This is a genomic window from Planctopirus sp. SH287, assembly GCF_056500625.1.
The window spans coordinates 1,718,562-1,736,971 of record NZ_CM151403.1; the positions used below are offsets into that span (position 1 = coordinate 1,718,562).

An 18,410-nucleotide genomic window follows, 5' to 3' on the forward strand; every position below is an offset into this window, starting at 1 on the left:
CCTTATCTGTTCGATTCAACTCATCTGGTCGGGTTTGTCGATTTTGACGATTGTAAAGGTGTTGCCAAGTCCGATTTCAAGATGCCTGTTGGTGAAAACACCATCTTTTGTCCATAGATCCAGATCGCCAACTATTGGGCAAATGATTCAGAAATGAATCTTTGATGTGGGAAGTGATGAGAATGTCGAAAAACGCACAACCTGTTTCTATTGAATTGGTTCCGACGAAAAAACCTGGCGATTATTCCTGGATTGTCGGCTGTTTGATGGCATTGTCGTTCTATCTGGCTTTGCCATCTCTCCCAATTGATGAAGGTTTTAAGTACCGATACTTTTCATCTCACTGGATTGAGTACGCGACCGTCACGCTGTTTTGTATCGCCATGGCCATATTGGGTGGTCGATTGCTCCGGCAACCCACTGAGCGAGCGGTTCTTGGTGAAAATCTGCTGGAAGGATTTCTCGCTGACACTCAGGCCGATGCGCCGACCAAAGCGGCAAATCTTGCCAGTCACCTTCGCATCGCCGGTAAGCGATATGAGCAAACGGAACTGTACAAACGAATTGGTGCCGTTTGCTATTATGTGCGAACCCGTCAGGTCGCCTCTGATCTGGAGTCTCATCTGAGCTATCTGGCAGATACCGCCATGGCTCGCCTTCACAGTAGCTATGGTGCTCTCCGGACAATTACCTGGGCAATTCCCATTCTCGGTTTTTTGGGAACCGTGATCGGGATCACCATGGCGATTGCAAACGTCACTCCCGAGCAACTGGAAAGCTCTCTCAATGAAGTGACATCTGGCCTGGCGGTCGCTTTTGACACCACCGCCCTGTCACTTGCTCTCTCGATGATTCTGGTCTTTGCAACCTTCGCGGTTGAACGCGGAGAATCCAGCGTCCTTGATCAGGTTGAAGACTTTTCCGTGCGGCATTTGCTGGCTATTTTTCCTGCACAGGAAGAAGCGGTCACTTCACCTTTACTGGCGGCCGAAGCCGAAGTTGCTCAGCAGTTTCTTGAGCAGGCCAATTTGCTGACACGTCAACACCTGGAGGCATGGAACGAAACCATTGCCAGTTGCCGACAACAGTGGAATCAGTTGGCCACACAGCAGGGACAGGATCTGGCAACGGCATTAGGCTCAGGCGTCGCTTCCACTTTAGAGGCTCATCGTCAGCAATTGCTGGAAGTCCAACATGCCACACAATTCCAGGCTGATGAACTCAGAAGATCTTTTTCAGAGCAACTGGCATTGACCCATGCCAAGCTATCTGAATCAGTGGCAGGCCAGTTGAATACTGTCTTCCACGTATGGAACGAAGCACTGGATTCACAGCGGGAAGTCCAGGCCGCTTTAGCAACCACGATGACCAATGCCTCGTCTGCTTTGCACGAAGATTTTGTGGCACTGGCCACATCGCTTCGAGACGCTGGCCAAAGTTCGCTGGAGCAAGCTGAAGCTCTTGAGCGTCAGACCATTCAGATTGGCAGTCTGGCTGATGGCGGGAAACAACTGGTTGATGCTCAAAAATTATTAGCAAATAACCTGGCGGCTTTGCAGCAATCACACACCTTTGAAGAAACGCTGCTCAACCTGAACGCCGCAGTCCACCTGCTGTCAGCACGTGCGACTCATCGAGCGGCTTAACCTTAATCCATACAGACAATTTGGTCGGCAGTGGTAAGAGGCAGTTGGTAAGAAGAGGTGAGTCATGGCAAAACCGCGAGCGAAGTCAAACGAAGGAGTCCAGCTCTTTCCGTTTTTGGCTGTTCTCGTTTGCGCCATGGGAGCTTTGATTTTTTTATTGCTCGTCACCACTCGCATGATTCGTCAGAAGTCGATGGCAGCGGCAGTCGCAGCGGCTGAACTTTCAAAGCCAATCACTGAGACGCCTCTGGTCATCATAAAGCCCAAGCCGCTGACTCAACCTGTGATCGATCCCGTCGAGAGACCAGCATTTCCCCAATTAGACCTCAGCAAACCACCCGCCGTCGTTGTTCACTCGCCAGAACGAGTCAGCCACGAGCCAAAGCTGGTGAAAGTTCCCCGCCCTGAACCGGAAGTCGTGATTGATCGGTCGGCAGTGGAAAAACTGCAAATTCAAATTCATCAGCTGAAGCTTCACCAGCAGGCATTGGAAAAACAGGCTGCTTCTCGAGCCTCTCAAATCGAACAGTTGGCGTCTCTCAATCAACAGGAAGAACATCGTGTTGATCGGCTGCGCCATGAGCAAGCTGATCTTGTGGCACAGGCCAAACTGCTGCACCAGACAGGTGACCAGGCGGAAATTGATCTCGTCACACGGCAGATTGCAGCATTGGAAGGACGACTGGCAGGGATGGAAAAGCCCCCCTCCAATGGTTCCAGTGTTTTCATGGTGGTTCCGTTCGATACACAAACCGGAACAACGCGTCGACCAATCATGATTGAGTGCACCGCGCGCGGGTTACGTTTTGTGCCTGAAGATGTGGTTGTCACAGCGGCCGACCTGGCCGGCTTCCAGAATAAATTCAATCCCCTGCTTTCTGGGGCCATTGCTCTTTCCAGGTATTGGGCCAATCCCTCACGAACGCGGCTTCCCGGAGAACCACCGGGCGAACCCTATGTTCTGCTTCTCGTTCGTCCCAGTGGGACTGTCGCGTATTACGCGGCGACGCAACTTCTTTCCAACATGCGACAGCCATTCGGCTATGAGTTGATCGGTGAAGAGACTCAGCTTCACTTGCCCATGGCTGATCCCGAAGCCCGCAAGATCTGTGAACTGGCTGTGCGGGGTTTGTTGAAAGAACGGGAGGCCATCGCCTCGGCGGGGGGATTACGCGGAGGTGGTTCAGGTGGCGAGTTTGTTATGGGGGAACAAGATCAGGGCGAGCTTGATGTCTCTGGTGGCAATTCGCTTCCCAAAAATCATGTCGGTTCCACGGCACATTCCAGAAATATCGGGGCGATTGATCCTCGCGCAGATCGCCTAGGCAACAAGGTCGGAATCGGAGAGGACTCCCCCGAGTCAGCCATGGGAGGAATGCCGGCTCAGGTGGGAATTCCTGGGCAAAGCCGCCCCTCTGGTCAACCTGGCTCAAGCACAACAACGGAAGGCGTCTCCTCTTCGGGCCAGTCACGCAATCTCTCTTCAGGGCGGCCAGGTGACTCAACAATGCCTTCCCGCATGGATGTTGCCAGTCAGCAATCGGATCTTCGTGGCGAAGGAATTTCTAGCGAGACAGGACTCGGTCAGAACTCTGCCATCACCGGCTCTGGGCAGAATCTGACCGGCTCGCGCCATGAGAACCGGCAGTCTGCAACAGCCGGCAAGCCCGGCGAACGAAAGTCGACCGGTTTCACAGACGTTCCCGTCTCTGACGAAAGCTGGAACAAAGTCGAGAATTTCGGTGGCCAGGAACATCGACGGCAAAATGGTGGCTCGCAAATGGTGAATATTGATCAAGAGATCAACCAGCGAGAAAAAGCGATTGAAGAGGCTGATCAGGAGTTCGCCAAACTGCTTAATAGTGGCCCGTTAGGCTCGGCATCCAAAGGCCCGACCGAGATCAAGCCGGAAGACGTTAATTCGCCGTTGCAGCAATTGGGAGATACTGAAGACAGCCGTCGCCGTGCGCGGGGCATGCCAACCGAAAATCTCCAGCGGCGTCGCTGGGGGATGTCTGAAGCATCAGCCACGATCGGGATGGAGCGTCCCTTAAATGTGGTTGTTACCGCGAACACATTGGTGGTTGACGAAAAATTTCTGATCCGTGTTGGTCAGGGAGAAAACAAAGCGGACACACTCCGCATGCTGCTGCTGGCGGTTGATGAACTGGCACGTGACTGGGGACGTCCTCCCCGAGGTTTTTACTGGGTTCCTAAAATTCAATTTCAAGTCGAGCCAGGCGGCATTCAGCATTATGAACGCCTGAATCCCTCAATCAATCGGGCCGGTTTGAAATCCTCACGGGAATTCATTTTGAACACGAACCCGGCCCCCAGGAGGAATCCATGAGCCGTCGTCCTCCCCCCAGTGAATCTGAATTTGGCTCGGATTCCTTTCTGGATGTCATTGCGAACATCGTTGGCATTCTCGTCATTCTGATCGTGCTCGCGGGATTAAAGGTCTCGCGAATGCCCAGCGTGTCGAAGATCCCGTCGACATTAGCGTCTGCCGTAACGCTTGTTGAACCTGTCGATGCACTTCAAAACGAAGTTCCTGCTCTTCCCGAGTTGCCCAAAGAACTGCCTGTCGAGAACCCTTTGCCGATTCAAATCCATCTTCCGGAACCGATGGAAATTGCTGAACCTGAACGAATGCCTCCAGAGTTAATCGAAGAAACGCCGGTGGAAGAACCGCCGCTTGAGCCACGTGTCATCGCCCTTGCTCCCAGCCCTGCCCTCCAGCGGGAAGCTGAACGAATCAGTCAGGAAGCTCGTGACTTAGAGGTCGAGATTGCCATGCTCGACTCCCAACGCGCCGATCAAGAGCGTGTCCTGCAGATGACGCGGGAAGCCGCGTTGGAAATGACGGCAGATCTTAACTCGAAACGAGAGATTTTGCGGGGAAAACAGGATCGATTAGTGACAGCGCATCAAGAACTGGTCACGGCCAAAGAAAAACTGGCCCGCCTGCGGGTTCAAGTGATTGAGACGGAATTTTCTCCTCCCAATGTAGAGAAAATTGAACACCGGGTGACTCCCGTAGGACGAGTGGTGAACGGGGGGGAACGGCATTACCGTTTTGACAAAGGTCGGGTTTCTGAAGTCCCCATCGATAGTCTGGTTGCTCTCGTCAAACGGCAGATGGAAAGTCGCAAAGACTGGTTGATCAAAACCTCAAAAGCTCAAGGAGAAGTTGGCCCCGTGGGAGGCTTCACGATGGGCTATACCGTTCAGCGGGAAAACGGTGGTGTGCTGGCTGAACTCGAAATGGGGCCGGGGCTATATAGCATCAGCGTGACGCAGTGGATCATCCAACCTGCGTCTGACCTGCAGCCCGAAACTGTCGAGCAGGCCATGAATCCCGGTTCAAAATTTTATCGATCGTTATTGACGGCTCCCGAAAGTGTCACGCTGACTTTCTGGGTCTATCCCGACAGCTTCGATGAGTTTCAGCAATTGCGGAAGTTCGTTCATCAGCAGGGCTTCATGGTCGCGGCTCGTCCCCTTCCCAAAGGTGTGCCCATTGCCGGTTCTCCCAACGGCAGCCGTTCCTCGGCCCAATAATCATTTTGAGAGGGTGGCACATCGTGCCGGGTGAGGGATTTTCCAGTTGATATTTTCAATATCGTAACGTGTCTGGGTGGCTATCGGCGAACATGTCGTGTGATCGCTATTCAAGCAGCGGTTCGCCCTCACCCCAGCCCTCTCCCATCGGAATTGGAGAGGGGGCCGGAAAGACAAAGCCGCCGTGCGGCCTCGCCCACGCAGGTGGGAGAGGGTGACAAGTCGTGCGGAGTGAGAGCTTTTTCCGTTGATATTATTAATATAGAAACGGATCAAAGGCTCAGAATCGGAAGTCCGGCAGCGGCTTCTCTCTTAACCTTGCGCGGAGGAAGGGTTGCTTCGGCATATTCCCAGAGCTGTTCGGCTGCCTCGAAAAACTTGTCGTAACAACCGCCAATCTCATATTCGCAATTATCCGTTGAATAGCTGCGACAGATAGCGGGACGGGTTTCGTAGACTCCACAGCGGTGATCTTCCAGAAGATTTTTGCAATCACCATAAACGAGAAGATACCAGGTTCCATCATCGACGAAGATCGACGTGCGACCGTGCATGATGTACCAGCGCATGTTGTCGAAGTCATCCCAACTGGTGGGAGTGTCAATCGGCAGCGCAAAGTATCGACAGCACTTGGCAGTGCAGTAACTGCAAAGATGCTCCCCCGCTGGGAGTTTCTCGCGCGTCATGCGTGTTTTTTTAGCCATGTTCCCCTCTGGATATTTCGCAAGCCTGATGACAAATAGAATTTGTCATACCAAACCCAACTTGAAACATCCTGACCTCTCTCAAAGTGCCACGCTTACGGCTTTCGTGCCATGCTTGCGGCTTTGAGCAGGCGTGTTCTGGTGGCTGGAATTCCAGGCCAGCAGAATGTCACTCTCAAAGCGGTAAGCATCGCAAGACGTTGACTGAGTTTGCTGTTTCCAGTTGGGAGTGATCGATGAGTATTTAATGGACGCGATGGCCGACTTTTGCGCCACTGTCGGGACTGAGCACAAAGACTTGTGTTCCCCCTTCACCAGCCGCAAGAACCATCCCTTCACTGGTGCCAAACCGCATTTTTCTGGGTGCCAGGTTGGCACAGAAGACCACCAGCCGGCCTACCAGTGACGCTGGTTCATACGCTTGACGGATGCCCGCAAAAACGGTTTTAGTCAGGTCGCCGCCCAGCGAAATTGTGAGCTTGAGCAACTTGTCAGAGCCGTCAACCAGGTCTGCTGTCAAAACACGACCCACCCGCAAATCAACTTTTACGAAATCGTCAATCGTGCAATGGGCTTCGGTCAGCGGTTCCTTGTTCAGAGCTTCCAATGTATCCCCAAACGCGTTGGCGGTTGTGGGTGCCGGTGTGGCGGCAGCAGAGGAACCATCAATAGCAGGTGTCGCTGCGGGCGCGGCGGCTGGAGCAGACTGGCTTTCTTCGATCATCGATTGAACCTGTACGGGATCGACCCGCTTCATGAGGTGCTCGAACGTGTTGACAGGAGAAGCAATCAGAGGTTTCTGAGCTTCGTCCCACAAGGTCATGGGGGCGCTCAGCAGTTTACCCGTCTGCTCTGCCAATTGAGGAAGAACAGGTGCCAGGTAAATTGCCAGTTGACGGAACAGGTTGAGTGCCACCGTGCAGACATCCTGTAAACGACCTGCTTGTGCAGGATCTTTCTTTAATGTCCAGGGGGCGTTGTCTTCAACGTATTTATTGGCCTTTTCAGCCAGCACCATAATGGCTCGCATGGCCTGCGAGAATTCACAAGTTTCATAGAGCTGGGCGATCCGGTTGGCTTCTGCGGCGGCTTCGGCAAACAATCCGCTATCTTCGGGATAGCTGGCCGACAGACCCGTTGGCTGGGCAAACCGGGCTGTCCGGCTCGCAAGATTCACAACTTTCCCCACCAGATCTGAATTGATACGAGCGACAAATTCATCCAGATTCAGATCAAGATCTTCAACCTTACTGCTAAGCTTCGAGGCATAGTAGTACCTGAGGTAGGCCGGATCGAGATGTTTCAAATAGGTCGAGGCCATGACGAAAGTGCCCTTCGACTTGGACATCTTTTCGCCGTTGACTCGCAGAAACCCATGGATATGAACTTTCGTAGGAACACTGAATCCAGACGTCTTGAGCATCGCAGGCCAGAAGAGCGTGTGGAAGTAAGTAATGTCCTTACCAATGAAGTGATGCACTTCCGTTTCAGGGCTTTTCCACCATTGGGCCAGTTCCTCGCCATTTTGCTTGCACCACTGGTGCGTTGAAGCAATGTATCCGATGGGGGCATCGAACCAGACGTACCAGTAGTTGCCGGGCGAGTCAGGGATTTCAAAGCCGAAATAGCGTGCGGGACGAGACACATCCCAGTCACGCAGTGGTTCATGCAGAAAATGACCTTGCAGATAGTTGGCGATTTCTTCCTGCAAATGGCCACCGGTTTGTGTCCACTCGTTGAGCCACCCATGCACTTTTTCAAGTTCAACAAAGAGTTGCAGCGACTCACGGCGAACAGGCGTCGCACCAGAAAGAGTGCTGACGGGATTGATGACTTCCGTCGCATCATAAGTGGAGCCGCATTTATCGCAATTATCGCCGTACTGATTTTCGGATCCGCACTTGGGGCATGTCCCTTTCACGAAACGGTCAGCCAGGAACGTTTCTTCAACAGGGTCATAAAAGCGTTCAACGTGGCGCTCGACAATCAGATTTGCCTGACGGAGCGATTGCCAGATCTCGGCGCACAACGCGCGGTTTTCCTCTGAGTGTGTGCTGCCGTAATTGTCGAAGGCAATCCCAAACCCCGTAAAGTCGCGGAGATGCGCCTCTCGCATATCGGCGATAAGTTCCAGCTCCGATCGGCCTTCCTGGCGGGCGCGAATCATGATCGCGGTGCCGTGGGTATCGTCTGCACAGACGTAGACGCAGCGATTTCCCTGAAGTTTCTGGAATCGCACCCAGATGTCGGTCTGGAGGTACTCCACAAGATGGCCAAGATGGATTTGACCATTTGCGTAAGGAAGTGCGGAGGTGACGAGAATCTGTCGAGGCATGAAAAATGATTCCAGATGTGATCACAAGCAAGTGATTTGGCAGGCCCGCTCTGGCCAACCGGGGAAATGAGATCGTGACTGACAGCGTGGATAACTCACAGCGTAGATATTGGATGGCTGACTGTCCACGATGCCATCAATTGAGACGGCTGGCGAGAGTCGGGAAATTCGCGTTCAATTGCCGACGCCCGTGGTGACGGATACCTTAGACGGCCAAGCATCGTGCGAAATGATTACTGAGAATGAACACCCATCGGCCGGGACAACTTTCCGGCATCAGAGGAGATTTCTGACATGACCAAGCCTCTCCGTGTTGCTGTCACGGGTGCTGCCGGCCAAATTGGCTATGCCACGCTGTTCCGTCTCGCTTCGGGTGAGATTTTTGGGGCCAATCAACCGGTCATCCTGCATCTGATCGAGTTGCCGCAAGCTCAGGGGGCACTTGATGGCATCCACATGGAATTGGATGACTGTGCGTTCACGACTCTGGCTGGCGTGGAAAAATTTTCCAGCGATAACCTCGAAGCCGCCTTCAAGGATGTCGATTGGGTGCTTCTCATTGGTTCGATTCCGCGTGGCAAAGGGATGGAACGCAGCGATCTCATCAAGATCAACGGGCCAATTTTCACGAACACAGGCAAAGCCATTAACGCAGCGGCCTCGCGCGATGCCAAAATCCTGGTGGTCGGCAACCCCTGCAATACCAACTGCCTGATTGCCATGTCCCATGCTCCAGACATTCCTCGTGCCAATTGGTTCGCGATGACCCGTCTGGATCAGAACCGGGCCGTCTCTCAACTGGCCAATAAAGCCGGGACTCCTGTGGCAGCCGTGCAGAACGTGGCGATTTGGGGTAACCATTCAGCGACTCAGTATCCCGACTTCATGAATGCCAAGATTGATGGAAAACCCGCATCTCAGGTCATCACCGATCATGAGTGGCTCAAATCTGGCTTTATTTCGACAGTGCAGCAGCGCGGTGCTGCGGTGATTGCTGCTCGTGGGGCTTCCAGTGCCGCATCGGCTGCCAATGCGGCTCTCGATACCGTCAAGAGCCTGGTCAACCCCACCCCTGCGGGAACCTGTATTTCCGCCGCCGTCTTGAGCGACGGCAGTTATGGCGTGGAAGAAGGAATCATCAGTGGCTTCCCACTCTCCAGCGACGGTAAGAACTGGAAGATCATCCAGGGGTTCCAGATCGACGATTTCAGCCGAGCCAAAATCGACGTCACCGTCAACGAACTCAAGTCTGAGCGAGATACCGTGAAAGATCTGCTGCCGTAAGTAGTGGTGGCCGCGATAAATCCAGAAACTGTTCAAGCCCGGTGTTCCCTGTGGATTCCGGGCTTGTTCGTTGATAATGGATTGTTAGCACACAGCCCAAGCCAATAATGAGCACCCGCCAGTTAAGGCGCGGCCAGTTAAGACAGGGAAGACGAGTCGGTAAAACGTTCCCGGATGACGTCAAACATATGTTCGCAGGCAAGAAAGGCATCAACGATCACGGGGTCGAAATGAGTCCCGGAAGACTCAACGATAATTTTACGGGTTTCTTCTGGTGAAAAGGCATCTTTATAAACCCGCTTCGTGGTCAACGCATCATAAACATCGGCCAGTGCCACAATTCGGGCAGCAAGCGGGATCTCGGAACCTTTTAAGCCCGCCGGATAGCCTTGACCGTCAAATTTTTCATGATGGCTCGCTGCAATATCCCGAGCCACCTGTAAAAAACGGGCTTCAGGCATCAATTCCAGGGCAGACGAGAGCGTCTCTGCACCGAGAGACGTATGCCGCTTCATGATCTCGAATTCTTCGTGAGTCAGTTTTCCTGGTTTAAGAAGCACACTGTCAGGGACGCCGACTTTGCCGATATCGTGAAGTGGGCTGGTGAGAAAGACCAGGCGGATAAATTCGGCGTCAATCTGGTCTTCATAAGTTTCCGAACGACTCAGTTCATCGGTCAAAACTCGCGAGTAGTGCTGAACCCGCTCCAGATGATGCCCTGTATCCGGGTCACGAGATTCGGTCAATTTTGCCAGTGAGTGAATTAAAACTTCACGTGTTTCCAGCGAAAGCACACGGACTCCGGCACGCAATCGCACCAGAAGCTCATCAGGATCAAACGGCTTGCTTAAAAAGTCATCGGCCCCGGCGATCATTCCTTCAACCAATGACTCTCGCCCATCATGGCTCGTCAGTAATAGCACGTAGACATAGCTGACAAAATCTTGTGAACGGACAGCACGACACAGTTCGATTCCCGTCATGCCTGGCATATCCCAGTCGGAGATCACAAGACGGCACGCTTCCTGGGAAAGAATCTCTAAGGCCCGCCGGCCATCACTGGCACGTAAAACCTCATACCCTGCTGGCACCAGGACATGTTCCAGCATTTCCAGCATCATATCGTCGTCATCGACGATCAAGATTTTCATCTCGCCTGTCCTTGCTGAGAAATTTTTAGGCCGGAAATCATGTTGTCTGACTCATTGTGCTAGTGGAAAGTGAATGAGACATCAATTTGTCTTCTATCCAATTCCCGACACAGTCAACTTCATGAATAAGATCGGACAGAAGGTGGTCGAGAGGCAAGGGAGAATCGGAGCGAAGTTGTGTTTCAAGACTTCCTGCTATTTGAGAAAGCTTGCGAGCACCCACGTTAGCGGCCGCCCCTTTCAAAGAATGTGATACGGATTTGAGAGTATTGATATCATCGCATGCCATCGCGAGTGCGAGTTGTGCTTTATCAGCCCGAATTCGAATTAAAAACTTCTGTAAAATCTTGATCGCGAAGTCTGTATCACGACGGCATCTCCCTAGAAGCTCTTGAAAATCAACCGCCACTGAATGAGATCCATCGCCTTGAGTGGTTTCAGGGGTAACAGAGGATACTAAGGTTGAGTTGACCTTGAATTCTATCGATTTTTTTGAGGAATTTTCTGGAGCACGATGGGTCACACTCGGTGGTGAGGGAATCGCTGATGCTGATATTGAACCTGCAATCTCCTGCGGGCCTGAATCCAGGGCAGATGAGATTTTATGTGATGTGACAAGTAGCTTGATGATGGTTGCGTTGAGTTCTGCCGAGTTGATAGGTTTTGTCAGATAACCGTCCATCCCAGCGGCCAGACATCGGTCACGGTCACCATGAATAGCGTTAGCAGTCAACGCTACAATGGGAATACGAGGTCTTGCCTGTTGTGATTGTTCCCAGAGGCGAATTTGCCGGGTGGCTTCAAAACCATCCATCATGGGCATCTGACAATCCATGAGGATCAGATCATAGTCATGAATTTTGATCTTCTCGACGGCGACCGCACCATCGTCCGCTGTTTCCGTTTCAAAACCATGGGCCTGTAAAAGTTCTGTTGTGACTAATTGATTTACTTCATTGTCATCTGCCACCAGAATTCGTGCCGATCGTGGCTGTGGCTGATAGCTTTCGCTTTCAGGCGGCACATTGTTGACAGGTACTACCGGTACATAATCCCTTAACTTTTGAAGCGTTTCCAGAAGCCGGCCAGCACGGACAGGTTTATTGATCCAGGCATCCCAGGGAGGGTGGCCGGTCAGCGTGTTATCGCTGAAATCAACACTGGTCAGCATCAGGATGCGAAGCTCTTCGCTTCCAGGGAGACGCCGGATATGGCTGGCCAGCGTCTCGCCATCAGTTCCCGGCATCTGCTTATCAATGATCGCGATCGAATAAGGTTGCGCAGTGCCTACTGATTTTGATAACAGCGACATCGCCGAATCAGCTGACAAACACCGGCTTACACGGCAGCCCCAGGCCGTTAAATGCTCGCTCAAAATCTCCAGGTTGATCTCATTGTCATCAACCAAAAGAACCCGAACGCCGGCGAGTGTTTCATGTTCCAGAATCATGGGTGAAGTACACGATTGAGCGATTGGGATCTCTACAGTGAATTCTGTCCCTTTTCCCGCTTCGCTCTCGATGTGAATCTCTCCATCCATCAGATCCGTGAGTTGCCGGCAGATCGACAGCCCAAGCCCCGTACCGCCAAATCGGCGAGATGTCGTCACATCCGCTTGCTGGAACGGCATGAACAGCTTCTGCTGATTAGCAAGAGAAATTCCAATCCCTGTATCTTTGACAAGAAACTGAAGGAGGGTCTGACCTTCTTTATTCTTTTTGACGCAAACCTTAATAAGGACATAGCCTTCTGAGGTAAATTTAATCGCATTTCCAACAAGATTCACCAGAATCTGGCGCAAACGTTCGGGGTCACCTTCGATACGGATCGGTACATCCGGAGCGATATGGCAAGCTAACTCAATCCCTTTGCCCTCGGCACGATGCACAAACATATCAGAGATATCTTCGACGAGTTGATGAAGATCAAAATCGATGATATCCAGTTCCATCCGGCCAGCTTCAATCTTGGAAAGATCAAGGATATCGTTGATCAATCCCAGTAGCGTGTCAGCCGAGTTGCGACCTATTGTCAGATAGCGCCGTTGCCGTTCATCTAGCGAGGTTGCCTTGAGCAGGTCGAGCATTCCAATCACACCATTGAGCGGTGTGCGAATTTCATGGCTCATTTTTGCAAGAAAATGGCTCTTGGCTTCGTTGGCAGCTTCCGCTTCGGCCTTTTCAGCACGCCATTGTTCAGCTTTTTGAACTTCTGTCACATCTTCGACAGAGCCTTCATAGTAAAGAATCCGGCCAGAGTGATTTTTGACGGCATGAGCGTTCTCCGAAATCCAGATAATGGAACCATCTTGCCGGCGGACTTCGGATACAAACGCCTTGACACGGCCGTCGCGATCCATCAGGCGGCAAAATTCTTCGCGACGCCCCGGATCAACGTAAAGATTCGCGCCAATATCAGTAACCGATGCGATCAACTCATTGGGCGAAGAGTAACCATAGATCTCAGCTAATGCGGGATTGACATTCATATAGACACCGCTAGGCGATGTCTGAAAGATCCCTTCAATCGCGTTTTCAAAAATGCTGCGATACTTTTCTTCAGCCGATTTCAAGGCGCGGGTCGTATCTTCCCGAGCGCGTATTTCATCGTTGACTCGATCAAGAACGCGATTGTATTCCGCTGCGACCTGCCCGACTTCACCATGAGGTTCAACATAGACATGCTGCGAAAAATCGCCACGAATCCGATGATCACTCATGGTGCCGATCAGATCGGAAAGTTCGTTCATGGCGCCATGTTCAACAAAGTTCAGCCCCACGATTTCATCGCGTGCCCGGACACGTAAAGGCATCACTTTGTTAATGAGATAAAGGCATCCTCCACCAACTCCAAACGCCCAGCCAAAGGCAGCGATCGATCCTACAAGTTGAACACCACACTGCTGCAGGCAGGTCATGCCGTGTTGAAAGTGTTCAGAAGAAGTAAATAGCGGCCAGAAAAGGGTTCCAAACAGTCCGCAAGCGGCATTCACGGGCACTGCGGAAACGACATCATCAATTCGGAGGTCATCAAGAAGATAAGTGACTGCGACAGAAATCACTCCTGCACCAATTCCCAGCAGAATGGCTCCCCAGAAAGGAATGATATGGCAGGATGCCGTCACTGCGACAAGTCCTCCCAGCACTCCATTCAGTGTGACTTCGACAACGGCACGCTTTTCAATCCAGCAGGACATAAACAGAGCGGTCAGGCAACTGGCAATGGCGGCAAGATTTGTTGCGACAAGAATCCGTGGCACTTGATAATTCATGGCGAAAGTGCGACCGCCATTGAAACCAAACCAGCAGACCCAGAGCAGCATCACGCCACATGTGGCCAGCACGAGATTATGACCACGAATACGCGGGGCTTTAATATCGAATCGTCCCAGCCGTGGCCCGATAATCATCACAGCCGCGAGAGAAAACCAGCCGCCGATGGCATGCACGACGGTTGAACCGGCGAAATCGACAAATCCCATTTTCGCCAGCCAGCCGGTCGGCGTTCCTGTCTCTGTGCCACCCCAGGCCCAATGCCCAAAGATGGGATAAACGATGCTCGAGAGCACCAGCGTCAAAACGAGATAGCCAGCAAAGCGGATGCGTTCTGCGACAGCTCCGGAAGCAATCGTTGTCGAGATTCCACAAATCATCATCTGGAATAAAAAGAAGCCCAGGGCAACTGTAGCTCCACGACTTGCCAGCGTGTCGGGAGCAGGCAAAATTCGGAAGCTCTCATCCGGCATGAAATTTGTTGTGCCAATCCAGCCATGCGCCGAGGCACCAAACATCAGTCCGTAACCAAAAGTCCAGAAAATCAATGCGGCAACACAGAAGTTGGTCAGATTTTTTAGAGCGACATTAATACTGTTTTTTGTGCGGGTCACTCCTGCTTCGAGGAGACAAAATCCCCCCTGCATCATGAACACCAGCACGGAGGCGCACGTCACCCAGAGAAGTGAAATTGCTTGAGTTGGTTCGAGCATTTCGTCTGCCAGCAGGGAATCAACCGAAGTAATACCGGGTGATAATCACTGGAGTGCGGCAGTGATTCCCCACCGGCAAGGACACTTCGGAAGGACTGGCCGGCTAGAGCAAACCTAGGTTGCATTTTGGCAACATCTGCTGCCTGCTAACCTCAACATTGAGAGAGCCTTAAGATTGGTCGCAGAACATTACAGTTGTAAGGATTATTTAGAAAAAGACTAAGTGATTTACCTGACGCAAGGATCAATCGTATCGATAATAACGATACTGACGGATAAGCCGATTTCATCGCTTCCAGAAGCGAACGTCTTCCCTTACCTTGATCTGATAGAAAACCCTGAATCTCAGACCAATTCCCACCAATCATTTGCCTGTCAGAATGAGCGAGAGGAATAAGACGTAGACTTAGGGATGATGAAACTGTGTTTGAGGGTGGCACCATGAGTAATGGACAAAATCTTAAGAAACCGGAAGCTCAACCTTAAGGAAAAGCTATCTTTGTCGTGTGCCATCGATCTGAAAAAAGTGTTTTTCTCAACAGAGATCACCAACCGCTGATAGGGCGTGCTTTGTCGTCATGATTTGCATTGACACTAAAGTGTTGTGTCAGAATTCATGATGAAGAGTTAGTACAGTAGTAGGGCCGTTTTCGATGCCATGGGGATATTCAAAACAGGAGTTGCTGGCGAAAGCCCTGAATACTTCAGGTTGTGGGCCATTTCTTCGCCGTTGCCCTGCCTGGAAAGGTGTCTTGATCCTCAATTATCACCGTATTGGTGACGGTTCCAACTCCTTGTTGGATCGTGAATTGTGGAGCGCCTCAATTGAAGATTTTGAATATCAGGTCAAGCGTGTCTCGCTCGATTTCGATGTGATCGGGCCTGCTGATCTGACTTACGCATTTAATCAGACACGCGGTCGTTATGTCATGCTGACGTTTGACGATGGCTATATTGATAATTATGAATTTGCATATCCCATTCTCAAGTCTTACAACACGACCTGCTTATTCTTTCTGACAACAGGCTTCATTGACCATCACACGGTTCCCTGGTGGGATGAAATCGCCTGGATGGTCAGAACGTCACAAAAAGACAAGCTCAACGCGAATGAGTGGATTTTTGAAGACATTGTCTTCGATGAACCCAACAGACAGCAGGCTGTTAAGCGATTATTAAAGCGATATAAAATCCTTAATGGCAATCGTACGGGGGCTTATATCAATTTTTTGGCCGATGCACTCGGGACAGGACGGGCACCGGTCGAAATTGGTGACCGACTGTGGATGGACTGGAATCAGATTCGCGAAATGCAACGCGGCGGCATGGCATTTGGCGGGCATACCACGACTCATCCTATTCTGGCCAATCTTTCGCGAGCCGAGCAGGATTTTGAAATCGGCACCTGTCAGGCAAGGTTGACTGAAGAACTGGGGCAACCTTGCCGCTGGTTCAGCTTTCCCGTGGGGGGGCAAGGGAGTTTTAATAACGATACGCGCGAGTTATTAGCTTATCATGGGTTTGACTGGTCATTTACCTATTTTGGTGGTTATGGCCAGGCCTCTCGTCTGGATCCTCACGCGGTTCCCCGGACAGCGGTTGAGACCCACGTCACCCGCGACCTGTTCGACGCCATCATTACGCTGCCGCAATGCTTTACTTAACGATAAGCTAGGTGTTGAGATCTTCAGGCCAAAGGAAAAAGGGGCCAAATTTCTGGCTCATACGGAATTCGCCCCCCATCTGTTTTCCCTTGTCAGTGAGGTAATGTTTTCCATCTCGGAAATCGAGCAATCCAAGAGAGACAAACTTTTCCATGAGAATTGAGGTCTTAATGCCGATTTTTTGTGCAAGTTTTGATGAGGTGATTTTGCTATTTCGTTCGCTATCTTCAATGGTACTTGAAGGTTCTTCAATGATTTTCTCAACGCTGGTTCGGATTTCTTCACTAACCCGAATAAGCCGTTGAGCTTCCTCATATGCATCTCGATAGAGTTCTCCGTCTGATTCTTTGGATATGAAGACACCCATTTCATTGTTATTGACTTGGCTGAATTCATAGAGGTTTAAACTTGTTATAATGCAAGAATCCTCATTGAGATAGCATTTAGCGTGCAGGTTTTTACAGAAACTGGTGCGAATATAAGTAAGTTCTTTCAGCCAGTTGATTTCTTCCGGTTGAAGCTCATTTTTACCAAATACAACACGAACGTCGATTTTTAAGCGATCTTTGTCTGCAATCAGCTCTTTAATTCGTTCATTCAGTTTTAAGTAGGGGCTGATAAGAATCAGTCGTTCTCGAGACTGTTTTATCAATTCTTCTAGAAAGTAATTGGTAGCGCTTGTGTTAAGAAACTTTGCCATTGCTATTCCGGTCATACACCATTTTGAAGTTTTATTTCTGGCTGATAAAACGAAATCAGCGTGATTTCACGTCATTGCTGTTGCGGAACATATGTATTCTTTTTGTTGGGTCAAAGTCAAGTAAGAGATTTTGTCCTATGTTGTACAATCACCATGGGGGGCTGAGAGGAATTATTGATGTGTTTACTTCTTTTCAGGCTGAGGCTTGATCCAGATATTACAGAAGCGGACTTCGTCGCCGTGGTTTTGTAAATAGATCGGCCCGCTGGTCGGCCCTTCCTTGAGTGGAGCGGCCCGAGTCGCATTGGGGATTTTCACGTTTTTATGGATGAGAACGCCATTGTGGCGAACTGTCACTCGTGCGTCAGACGTCTTATTCCCGGCTTCATCATACCTGGCTGCTATAAAATCAATGTCATATGTCTGCCATTGAAGTGGTGGAAAGCAGGCGTTAACGGATGGAGCTTTGACGGTGTAGATCGCGCCGCATTCATTGTCTTTCCCTTCCAGACCAAATGAATCGAGGATCTGCACCTCGTATCGCCCCTGTAGGTAGACACCGCTGTTGCTTCGTTTTTGACCAGTCTGGTCGGGCGCATAGGACAGCAGAAATTCCAGATGCAGAAAAAAATCATTGAACAATGGTTCGCTGGTCGCTCCCTGTTGAAGCCACCCTTCTTTGGAAACTTTACTGCCGGGAAACTGGTTGGTTCCTTTTTCATCAAACAGGATGATGGCTCCCTCGGGAGGAATCACCCCTGCTGTCGGACTGGCCCGAGTGACTCTTTTTAGCTCGCCAATCATTGCGCCTGAGGCGTTCTTGATGCTGATCAGCCCATTTTCAAGCTCGGCGCTGAGTTCATCACCTTTGAACTGGAGTGTGGTCTCGCTTTCTGTTTTTGAACTCTCGATTTCGTATTTGCGGGTGGTGTCCCACCCTTCTCCGGGAAGCCCGAACGGGTAACCCACCAGTTGGAACGCCCCCTTCCCTTTCGCCACGATCTGGGCGCCCACAGGGACTTTTCCCGTTTCCAGCGTGATGGCTCCCAGGTATTCACCTTGAAACGCGAAGTCAGCATCCACTTGTTTGGGATCAATTTCACCCGCAGCAAATAACGCTAACCCCTGTGTCACAACCAACCAGCACGCGAACAGAACTTTTGCCAACCGGGGCCAGAACTGAGAACACCACAACGCCGTGCCGTGATTCAGGCGACAAGATTGTTGAGTCATGAAGAATTTCCTCTGCATGAGATGGTCTTTCAGTGAAGCGGAGAGTTCTTGGTTGATCGAATCGTTCCCGGCAGGCAATGTGTCGGACGATGATGGACTCACCCCGCGTTAGAAACAAGGTGTTGTCGTTGCCGGAGAAGACGT

At 51.2% G+C, this 18,410-nt stretch carries 11 protein-coding genes; 5 read left to right on the forward strand and 6 right to left on the reverse strand.

Annotated features, from left to right (window positions below; all coding sequences use genetic code 11):
• Positions 1 to 182: 182 nt before the first annotated feature.
• From SH287x_RS06545 to SH287x_RS06555, 3 genes are all read left to right on the forward strand, one after another.
• A complete protein-coding gene (locus SH287x_RS06545; protein WP_479517778.1) occupies positions 183 to 1,646 on the forward strand; it encodes a MotA/TolQ/ExbB proton channel family protein in 1,464 nt (487 codons plus the stop codon).
• A 64-nt stretch (positions 1,647 to 1,710) separates the two neighbouring features.
• Positions 1,711 to 3,996, forward strand: a complete 2,286-nt coding sequence (locus SH287x_RS06550; RefSeq protein ID WP_479517780.1) for a hypothetical protein — start codon at positions 1,711 to 1,713, stop codon at positions 3,994 to 3,996.
• Positions 3,993 to 5,210: a hypothetical protein gene (locus tag SH287x_RS06555; RefSeq protein WP_479517781.1), complete on the forward strand. Its 1,218-nt coding sequence runs from the start codon at positions 3,993 to 3,995 to the stop codon at positions 5,208 to 5,210. The genes SH287x_RS06550 and SH287x_RS06555 overlap by 4 nt, the downstream gene beginning before the upstream one ends.
• 272 nt (positions 5,211 to 5,482) lie before the next feature.
• Here the strand turns inward: SH287x_RS06555 and SH287x_RS06560 are convergent, their stop codons facing one another.
• Positions 5,483 to 5,914, reverse strand: coding sequence for a YkgJ family cysteine cluster protein (locus tag SH287x_RS06560; RefSeq protein WP_479517783.1), 432 nt, complete (start codon positions 5,912 to 5,914; stop codon positions 5,483 to 5,485).
• A 244-nt stretch (positions 5,915 to 6,158) separates the two neighbouring features.
• Positions 6,159 to 8,249: a methionine--tRNA ligase gene (metG, locus tag SH287x_RS06565; protein WP_479517784.1), complete on the reverse strand. Its 2,091-nt coding sequence runs from the start codon at positions 8,247 to 8,249 to the stop codon at positions 6,159 to 6,161.
• Positions 8,250 to 8,543: 294 nt separating this feature from the next.
• Here metG and SH287x_RS06570 point away from each other — a divergent pair, with 294 nt between their 5' ends.
• Positions 8,544 to 9,533 carry a malate dehydrogenase gene (locus tag SH287x_RS06570; protein WP_479517785.1) on the forward strand — a complete coding sequence of 330 codons (990 nt, stop codon included), beginning with the start codon at positions 8,544 to 8,546 and terminating at the stop codon, positions 9,531 to 9,533.
• Between the two features lie 137 nt (positions 9,534 to 9,670).
• Here the strand turns inward: SH287x_RS06570 and SH287x_RS06575 are convergent, their stop codons facing one another.
• Both SH287x_RS06575 and amt read right to left on the reverse strand, forming a co-directional pair.
• Positions 9,671 to 10,684, reverse strand: a complete 1,014-nt coding sequence (locus SH287x_RS06575; RefSeq protein ID WP_479517786.1) for an HD-GYP domain-containing protein — start codon at positions 10,682 to 10,684, stop codon at positions 9,671 to 9,673.
• 37 nt (positions 10,685 to 10,721) lie between these two features.
• Positions 10,722 to 14,669 carry an ammonium transporter gene (gene amt, locus SH287x_RS06580; RefSeq protein ID WP_479517787.1) on the reverse strand — a complete coding sequence of 1,316 codons (3,948 nt, stop codon included), beginning with the start codon at positions 14,667 to 14,669 and terminating at the stop codon, positions 10,722 to 10,724.
• 653 nt (positions 14,670 to 15,322) lie between these two features.
• On the opposite strand from amt, the gene SH287x_RS06585 reads away from it, so the two are divergent.
• Positions 15,323 to 16,333 (forward strand): polysaccharide deacetylase family protein, encoded by a 1,011-nt coding sequence (locus tag SH287x_RS06585; protein WP_479517788.1) that lies wholly within the window; start codon positions 15,323 to 15,325, stop codon positions 16,331 to 16,333.
• A gap of 7 nt (positions 16,334 to 16,340) precedes the next feature.
• On the opposite strand, the gene SH287x_RS06590 is transcribed toward SH287x_RS06585, so the two are convergent.
• Positions 16,341 to 17,033: a phospholipase D family protein gene (locus tag SH287x_RS06590; protein WP_479517790.1), complete on the reverse strand. Its 693-nt coding sequence runs from the start codon at positions 17,031 to 17,033 to the stop codon at positions 16,341 to 16,343.
• Between the two features lie 183 nt (positions 17,034 to 17,216).
• A complete protein-coding gene (locus tag SH287x_RS06595) occupies positions 17,217 to 18,266 on the reverse strand; it encodes a 3-keto-disaccharide hydrolase (protein WP_479517791.1) in 1,050 nt (349 codons plus the stop codon).
• Between the last annotated feature and the right edge of the window lie 144 nt (positions 18,267 to 18,410).

What these genes read in the sequence shown, in the direction of transcription:
- SH287x_RS06545 (WP_479517778.1), top strand. Translation starts at nt 183, where the DNA reads ATGTCGAAAAACGCACAACCTGTTTCTATTGAATTGGTTCCGACGAAA.
- SH287x_RS06550 (WP_479517780.1), top strand. Translation starts at nt 1,711, where the DNA reads ATGGCAAAACCGCGAGCGAAGTCAAACGAAGGAGTCCAGCTCTTTCCG.
- SH287x_RS06555 (WP_479517781.1), top strand. Translation starts at nt 3,993, where the DNA reads ATGAGCCGTCGTCCTCCCCCCAGTGAATCTGAATTTGGCTCGGATTCC.
- SH287x_RS06560 (WP_479517783.1), bottom strand. Translation starts at nt 5,914, where the DNA reads ATGGCTAAAAAAACACGCATGACGCGCGAGAAACTCCCAGCGGGGGAG.
- metG (WP_479517784.1), bottom strand. Translation starts at nt 8,249, where the DNA reads ATGCCTCGACAGATTCTCGTCACCTCCGCACTTCCTTACGCAAATGGT.
- SH287x_RS06570 (WP_479517785.1), top strand. Translation starts at nt 8,544, where the DNA reads ATGACCAAGCCTCTCCGTGTTGCTGTCACGGGTGCTGCCGGCCAAATT.
- SH287x_RS06575 (WP_479517786.1), bottom strand. Translation starts at nt 10,684, where the DNA reads ATGAAAATCTTGATCGTCGATGACGACGATATGATGCTGGAAATGCTG.
- amt (WP_479517787.1), bottom strand. Translation starts at nt 14,669, where the DNA reads ATGCTCGAACCAACTCAAGCAATTTCACTTCTCTGGGTGACGTGCGCC.
- SH287x_RS06585 (WP_479517788.1), top strand. Translation starts at nt 15,323, where the DNA reads ATGCCATGGGGATATTCAAAACAGGAGTTGCTGGCGAAAGCCCTGAAT.
- SH287x_RS06590 (WP_479517790.1), bottom strand. Translation starts at nt 17,033, where the DNA reads ATGGCAAAGTTTCTTAACACAAGCGCTACCAATTACTTTCTAGAAGAA.
- SH287x_RS06595 (WP_479517791.1), bottom strand. Translation starts at nt 18,266, where the DNA reads ATGACTCAACAATCTTGTCGCCTGAATCACGGCACGGCGTTGTGGTGT.